Source organism: Anaplasma phagocytophilum, from assembly GCF_023476575.1.
GTDB lineage: Bacteria > Pseudomonadota > Alphaproteobacteria > Rickettsiales > Anaplasmataceae > Anaplasma > Anaplasma phagocytophilum_A.
Genome location: NZ_JAHLEX010000048.1, coordinates 1 through 9,007, shown reverse-complemented (window position 1 = coordinate 9,007; position 9,007 = coordinate 1). Strand labels below are relative to the sequence as shown.

Sequence of the window (9,007 nt, the reverse complement as noted above, 5' to 3'; positions counted from 1 at the left end):
AACAAACAGCTCTAATGCGTGACTTAAAGTAAAAAGCTAACACACACTGTATAACACTGGGCTCTATAAACAAATGCAGCCACTTTATTTAAGGATTTCATGTATCAAATAATCCACAATTATTGCAAACCCCTTAAAGAATTTTCTCTCCTTGACCGTTATTCCAAGTTTGAAAGAAAACATACTTTCAGAAGCGTTATTTTTTGTATTTTTACACTATTACCATACTCAAGATTCAACTCTTAAATCACAAAAACCATGCTCCCACATACATTGAGTTCTGATGCTCTCTTATAAAACACGCACGAAATTTCATACTATCAACATGATTGTATTATTTTTTCTAGTATTATATTAAAAAATAAGCATAATTTATGTTATTACCTAATTTATTAGGAGATATCATGAAAAAGTGGATTATGAACTTTTTGGGATTAAAAAACACTCGAAGCCCAGAGAATGCATCGCACCCAAGGCGTTATTTGTACTTTCCTAATAGATTATCCCGTAATGGGGCATCTCAAGAATTAGGTGAAGGCAACGTATCACGTTGGAAATTGATTCAAGAACGTATCAAACCAAAGCAGCTAGATGAAAGACATCCTGCTCAACATCTAGATGAAAGTAATTCCTTAAATTGGAACTTAATCTATGCTCCCTCACCTCCTGTAGCACTAGATCGCAATCTTATTACTGAAAAAATCTTAGACGTGCAGGGATTGTGCAACTATGTAAATAAGAACAGTGAGAGCATGCTCCTTGAAACTGCTCAAAACCTGCAAGATGCTCCAGATGATACGTCTAAAAGCTCACAAGCCGCACGCCTACAAAATCTCTGGACAAAATGTCATGATGAATTGGATGCAATACACGATCTCTTAAGCAATAGCGCCCAATCCCCAGAAACAGAAACAGAAACAGAAACAGAAACAATGATATTACCCATTGTCAGGCATTGCCACGCAGCTATGCTACATCTGATTCACAGCACCTCTTCTGATACTATGACAGAGGATTACCATTTTACCATATCGAAAGCGCTCTGTAATATATCAGACATTGTATATGCAACTCAAAACACAGCCATATTACTGCCAGAGCCGCTGGAAGAACTACACATATTTAACACATTATCAAATTTGCAGAGTACATTGAGGCTGTTGACATACAGTGTTGCTAAGTCAACCATCGTGCGCCAGAATTACCTAAAGGAATTCCTATTAAGCTGCATAAACACAGCTACTTCTCTAAGTCGCCTCGTAAATACAAGGGGCATTTCAGACGATGACAAGCTCATTGTTGCATATATTGCAAAATTTGGCATAAAACTCGTAGCTGCAGCAATAGAGACTGGTGCTATTCCAAACTTTCAAGCGTATCAAGCTAATACTTCTATTCGCCAAGCTCTTGGGCAACCAAATTCCATAGTAGCAATAACGGCTTCTAAACTCTTTATGCTCTCTGCAGACCGTTATGCTTCATTGGATGGTCCGGCTGCATGCGAAGTCAGCGATATTGAATTAGTACAAACGTACCTGTTTGAATGCAAGTCGCTCATAGAAGAAATCTTCTACAAGTGTTCTAATTTCCACGACAATGCCGATTTTAGCGTGCGGAAAATTATGATCATATTGAGTGACACTAGACTATCCCTAAATTGGGCAATAAATTCGTGCTATAATGATGTAGAAGGATTCTCTCAAACCCACGTTGTAATTGCCCAGTTAAAAGTTGTGTGTGAACATTTGGGACGCTGCAACGGGGTTCTTGATCATGATAAACATGGAGAGATATTAACCCTACTGAATAAGGCCGCAATATCTGCACAACGATGCTTGGAAAAATCAAAACACGGCATCTTGAGCAGCTATGCTGCCCACCCTGTCCCAATATTTCCTGGGGGGACACAACCTGAAGATGAGCAGAAGAATAGCTTACCATTCAAGGTTACCGCCTTACAGAGGATGTTTAGCGATTATGTCAAGAAGTCCAGTAGCTCAAAATCTGTGCGCTTTCACTTAAGAAGAAACTCACTCATCAGAAAAAAAACAGCAGTAGCGACAACAGATGTGTTTAAGCACCAACCTTTTACTAGTAAACACGGTATTCTAGCTAAAACTAGTCAACTCCCCAAAGAAATAAGCATAGAAAATACATACCGGCACATGCATGATCAAGAACAAAAAGATCCCCACGACAAGCAAGTGCTGCAAATGTATGAGAAGGAAAATTCTAGTCTTGCTTTGCGCGGCGGCACACAGTTTATGCAACCAGAATCCCGAGCACGGGCACAAGACTCTATTAGTGATCACGTTGTAGCAGTGCAAAAAAACACTCCAGATAGCCTACTTGAAGCAGGTACCTCAGAGCATTATAGTACTTTCCAGAAAAAACTTGTCGAGCTGGATAGTGCAATCGAACTATTAACCTCGAAAAGCAAAGAAGACACTATTCATGCAGTGCAATATGCTATACAGGATTGTGCATCAAGTGGAATTCACTCATCTTCATCCTCGGAAAAAACACAAGATTTTTATTACAATGAACGCGCCAGAGCAATTGTCGAAAATGCAAGGGACAGAATATCAGCTTTTACTATGGGACGCACCTCTTACATAGATAATGATCCTTTTGTAGTATTTGATGATTCTTTTGAACGAGAAGATGTCGAGTCCTCATCGTCTTCTTCAAGAGAGACAGTTATTGACATCACAAAACAAGATCTAGAAACTCAAATTTCACAAGGAAATATCGATATATCGGATAAAAGTAATAGTACTCCTGAAGAAAAAACTGCAACTACAGATAAAGCTGCGCCACAAGCAAGGGATGTAATCTCACACATACCTCAACATGTCACAGGGCAGTTAACAGATACTTCTATTATGGGGCATAACGTTACTCATGAAGATAGCACAAATAGAGCTATCGCTTCAAAGAATATTGCCTGACCTATCTGTGTTAATATGTACCTTGTATACTATATGAATTTTAGGCCTATAGCGATGTATGAATCTGCGTTTTGCATTTCTATGCACCACTTTTCCATGATTGAGGAAAGCAATGAGGTTTAGATTATTGCAATGTTGCTCTAATGTCTCGGATAAAACAGAAATTGTGCCTGGTATTACTTCTCTAAACTATCACGCTTATACAGCTGAGATACCACTCTACTTAGTACTCTTATCATTATTACTCGTAGTAAATTTTAAAGGAAACCCTTATGCATAATAACGTACGCGGTGCCGGACCAGGTACCGATCAAGAATCTCAAGATGTTCAATATAGCTTCTCTCCACATAGTAACCAGGAACCATATCAATGTGAGCTAAAGCGAGGGATAGCGCGTTACAGTAAGTCGTTAAATAACTCTTCTGTCCAAGCAAAGTCTTCACTTTTTCGTCTGCTGAGTAGTAGCGCAAGACTCCTAGCAAACTCTGCATCATCTTATGATGGAGAGAGTGGTAACGAAAAAGCATTACATGAATTAGAAAATGTTCTTAATAAAATACATCTATTCTATTATAGTCGTAATATGGCTGTATCATTTGACTACAAGGTAGTATTAACTCAATGCTGTAATGCTCTTGTGCATCTGTGTGAAAATGTCAGCCTCCTGCCTCCTGGCAAATGTGAAATACGTAGTTCCATCGATAATGGAATCACTTTAATATCGTATGCAATTCACCTCATACACAAGCAAATTGAAAGAACTCTTTCACCGGTAGAAGATGTAGTACACACATACGATAGCTCTCTCACAAAACACATGTTTTCCTTTAATAATGCAGCCCTGATACTTTCACAAACTGTACAAGTATCAGATCATGCTGAGATAGAGAGGGATCTGCAGGTAGCTTCGTGCATTGCTGGAATTCTTAATAAAGACTCTCTTCATGAACATAGAACACAGCTGGCACAGCATTTAGCCTTAAGAATAGGTAATGTATCTTCTGCTATATTAAACAGTAAACCCTTACCTTCCTTTAAACACTCATTTCACCATGACATTGACCTGTTAAACACTGCGCATACTCTACTTACCAAGAGTTTAAACAAGCTATCTGGGAGAGCTTTGAAGAATACTTTAATACCGTCAAGCATGGCACTGATTAAACTTGATATCTTCCACTGTTGGAACCTGGTTAAAACCCTTATGAACGATAAAAATCTTGAGCACAGCTATTATTTTGACAGCATATACGACGCTTTCCATCCCTGCCCAGTTTATATGAATAGGCTACGTACTGTAGTAGGGAACGCATTTATTTTCAGCAAAATTAGCAAGTACGGCAGAGAGTCTCGACGACTAGTTACAGAAGGAATCCAGAATAACCTAGAGAGCGCTGACAAGTTACTAGACAACGGCTATTCTCGTTGGATACTACGATCTTATCCACACTCCCAGTACAGCGAGTTAAGAAAAACAGTAACATCTGCACTGGAAAATCTTAATTTTTTCTACTTTGCAAAAGCATCAAGCAAGCACGCACCGTATGACAAAATTCCAAGAAGCGTTATGTCCTCATCCAGCCATGCTAGTGATTCGAAAACGCTGAAAAAAAGTACTTTATATAAAGAAAAAAGTGATAAACCTAGTACATCACACTTATCACTAAAAACATTAAAGAAAATCCCCGTAATGCTTTCATTAAAGGCTGCTGAGAATTCAAGAAAAAAGAATTTTTGTCCACAATCTAATGCCCTACACGTACAAGAACACACTTCTGAAGGCAGCTCAAATAGTGCTGCTGGGGTCTCAATACGAGGAACATTAACTGATCATGCAACTTCTAGCGCTTTAGGTATAGATTTTTCTGCAAGAAAATCTATAGATGATGATCTTGGTGCACATGACACACAATCAAGCAAGTATTGCATAGACGAGCGTCTTCGGGAAAATGAGACAAGTACGTCAGGAGAAATAGCTATACGTATACAGGATACTGAAAGTGAAATTTTACCAGGTACGGCAATATCCACTTCTTCCTCAAGATGCATTAAACACTTGAGTACATATAAATAAATCCGCTGGCAAAGGACCTAACTGTCCAGTTTCTAGCGCAGCCTACAGCAGTAAGGAAGGGCTTTAAATTACATTATGGTCCTCCCTTATGCCGTGTTATAACTCTCACGCATAAGTCTGCTTACGATAGCACTACAATGAGGATGATGACGTATGCTACGCAGATCATCACAGCACTCTTTTACCTAATGTGCTGATGTAAGAATCTGGACATAACCTTTTTTGTGACCTTTGCCATTTTTTTCTCCCCAAAGTTTGCCAATCGCTCTTGAAAATATGTAGCACATTCAGCATGCTCACAGCAGATATTTCTCTTATCTCTTACTCCCTGATTATAACACCTGTGTATGGATGATAGACGTCCTTTTTACGCGTAAGAGAAATGCATAGAAAGAAAATAGAATGCTCACACTGTTGCATAACAACTATACTTTCCAGATTTCTTATAAATCATCGCACATTCATTAAGGTTTCTAAGAAAAGCTCAGCTTTTACGCTGTAAGCACATCGTCTGTACGCTTTTTAACTCTCTGATTTTTGTATAAATTAGGCCTTCGTAGAGTACACTTTAATCTTATCAAAATGCACGTTCAGTATACAACTTGTAAGCAAAGAGTATATAGCGACCTCCCCTGTTTATAGTGAATACCACCTCATATGTGCAGATTTTGTGTTTTTTTCTTAAAAAGACACAAAAAGTTATACAACAATGCTCCTGTTAGGGAATCATAATTCATGTGGATTGTCATGGCACAGCTTCATTCTTAGTTGAGTTAACGCACTATAATACTGACAATAAAAAAGTTATTCTTTGCAGGATAAAAGGAAGTTTTTTGATTTATCCTACAGCTTTGCTAAGAGATATGTAAGTAGTTTATAGTAGAGTTGCAGTGTGTGAAAATGGCGTTGAATAGGGGATATTGTGTTACGTTGACCAGTATTCAGCTTACGGTTTCAAGTTCTTTTACACAACTTTTTTTTTAACAGCTTTCCAACTTTCATTGAAGAGTTCCTGTTGGGAAGAATTGGCAGAAATAAAGTGGGTAGATGCCTTAGCGTATAATGTGTGCAGACTGTTGGGAAGTTACACTTCTCAACTACTACGTGAATGCCAAACTGGCTATTTATGTCGCACTGTAAAGCTTGAAGCTTCTACCCTTCATCAAAAGATGAGCTGAGGAAAATATGCACAACAATGAGCCTAAGACTACTACTGAACAACATGCTGCTATAAACGAAGGAGAAAATACTGAAACTAATTATGCAGTTATAGCGCATGATAATTCTGGCACAGATACCGACTCTGTCGATGATAATCAACAAATCAATTCTGTATCCACTACCACAACTTACACCGCAGGAGACAATCCTAAAGCACATGCCGCTGATACGAGTGCGGGAAATGTAGAAAATGTAAAACCTAGCGGTCCTGATGCTACTACACATATCGATCAACCTAGTGATAATCCTGTTGTAAGGCGGAAAAGTCCTAAAGCTCACAGCACAAGAGACGGTCCTGTAATTACTGATGCAGATTTCAAGAATCTGGGTGTGCCTAGCGTTACAAAGTATACCAAAAGCTTCAGAGCCAACAGGAACTCTGTCAGACCTGGCTCGACAGGCTCTTCTCAAAGTGACAAGATCACCACCGAAGGACATGGTAAAACCCAATCCATCAGGAGTTATAAGGCAACTGCTAGTACCCAAATAGCAGGTAGTAGCACAAGATGTTCATCACGTATACCTCATAACTCCAAAAGTAGCCTCACATATACACAGAGAAGTAGAGCATCTGTTTGTGGTACTGAGTGTGTTCCTAGTTCTCTCATTTCCAGTGTTTCCAACTTTAGCTGCAACTTAGAAAATTTACCTCCGGTATACACAGAGGAGCGTGATACTCCTCAAAAAAGCGATAGTAATAGTGGGTACTGGAGGAGGATCAGAAACGCTTTTGCACAATGTTTTCAGATTTGCAGAAAAAGGGATGGTAGTACACTACCTGAAGATCTGAAAGCAGCAGGACATACACTAGAAGGCGACCACCTAGAACCCCTAGGAGCAAGAGCTTCTAGTGCTAGTGATGCCTCTTCTTTAACTCTTAACTTAGACGGAGCAAATTCCGCTGCTTCTCTAACTCCAGGAATGATAATAGCCAGAGCATCGCGCTCAGCATTACACGGATATGGCCCCGCTGATCTTGAAGGGTTAATACAGAATTTATCTCTAAACTTCGAGGCTTTACAGCAAGAAATAAGGGACCCCTCACTGGATACTGACTTATTACAGCTGGATCTTTTGGAAGCTACTGTCAACTCTGTCGCTTGTGTTAATACTAAATCTATCCATAAACGCGGAGCTTCGAATACAAAGAATCGGATAAAGTGTAGGAATGCTCTTTTCTCTATACTTACTCACCTTATGCAATTACTGAGTACAGAGTTGAAAAAGCAGTCTTGCAGAGAAGCGGTAATTAAAAAGCTCGAGGAAGGTATAGTAACAACATGTAACTGCATATGCGTATTGGGGGAAGAAAAAGTTCCCAAACGCAAACAAAAAGCCGATACAAATGCTGACACTACTACTGCTGCTGCTGCACTTCAAAGAGCCTTGTCATTTACAGCTTATGTTTTGTTAGACATTGCTAATGCTGCGAGTGTGGTTAGTACTAAATTTACTACAATGGCAAGTATTTTTTCAGCACTATCAGGTGTTGTAGACGCACAAGATAGCCTAGAATATAAGGAGCTGGTTAAGTACACCGTAACCACAGCTATCAACCACTCCATCAACATGTTCCGAACCAATGTAAAAAAAGATCTCCGAAAAGGTCGTGCTAGACACATCAAATATGTCGTATGCGACACCCCATGCATGATGTTAAGCACATTGGTAGGATACACCTACGGAGATACAGAATGCTCTCCTGCAATTTCGGAAGCTCTAAAAGCCAACGGTCACTATACCGCAGTTTACAGTCTTGAAACACTTTTTTATATGGAAGCCGCAAAGGAGTTATACCGCTCAGAATGCAAAGCAATTAAACACAAAGCTTCCAAACGCTTTGATGACCTCATACAGCGTTGTATCTCAATTGCTGATGCGGCATTAGTGGATATTGTTGATTTTGTAAACTGTCCCTCCGGACTGCGCCAAGGAATTGGGACGAAAATTCTATCTACTCTTAACAGTATAGATAAAATACTTAGTAGTGTTAATGCCGAGTGCTCTTCCCTGCCACTCACTTCTAAGTGTTTAAATAAAGCTTATATATGTTCAATGAGAACTTCTGATATCTTAGATCCGGAAAGGAATCCAACACCCAATATCTGGAATGCAAAATCATTATCATTATTGCCTGGAGAAATGCCTAATAGAAGGTCTACGGCGCATAATAAGCTATCTGCATCTGTCCCACCTGTGCCCGCACGCTCACCTATTAGCCAACGCCGCCCTTCCTTTCAACTATTTCATGGTATATCCACAAGCAGCCCAAGTCATCCTAATGAAGCTGCAGGGTACATGATGCCTACCGAACCACCAGTACATGAGGAGCAACAATCCTTCTTACTCGAAGCTGCCGGGCTTCAAACTTTGAGCATTAATCCAGATGTTACCGTGCGAAACATACGTATCCGAAATCATACACCAGGAACCGTACTTTTTAATATAACCTTGGTCATGGAAAGAGAAGAACTTAATATCGATTTATTGCCTCGTGTAATAGGAAATCCATGAAGCTCATACGCATTTCTGCAATATGGACCGTGCTTTAACCGAACCGTAAAAGGATGTCCTGAGCAATGTTTTATTGTTGAGAGTATACTTACAGCAAGAGAGCACACTCTGGGAGCACTCTTGATAACACATACAAATGTGCAGAAATATATTATGGTGTTATCTAGAAGCTGTTCCAGGTGCTCTAGGAGAGTGAGACGTATGGTATGGAGTATGGCTTAAAACTCAGCAATGCAAAACAAGAAG

The 9,007-nt window shown here is 39.5% G+C and carries 3 protein-coding genes; all 3 read left to right on the top strand.

Features of this window, described 5'->3' with window-relative positions; translation table 11 throughout:
* The first annotated feature begins 404 nt into the window (after positions 1-404).
* Entirely contained in the window at positions 405-2,951 is a 2,547-nt protein-coding gene (locus KPX09_RS03150; RefSeq protein ID WP_249548957.1) for a hypothetical protein, read from the top strand.
* 272 nt (positions 2,952-3,223) lie between these two features.
* The gene (locus KPX09_RS03145) at positions 3,224-5,026 is read left to right on the top strand and encodes a hypothetical protein (protein WP_249548956.1); all 1,803 of its coding nucleotides are present in this window, start codon (positions 3,224-3,226) and stop codon (positions 5,024-5,026) included.
* Positions 5,027-6,211: 1,185 nt separating this feature from the next.
* On the top strand, positions 6,212-8,761 hold the full coding sequence (locus KPX09_RS03140) for a hypothetical protein (RefSeq protein WP_249548955.1): 2,550 nt from the start codon (positions 6,212-6,214) through the stop codon (positions 8,759-8,761).
* Positions 8,762-9,007: the final 246 nt, after the last annotated feature.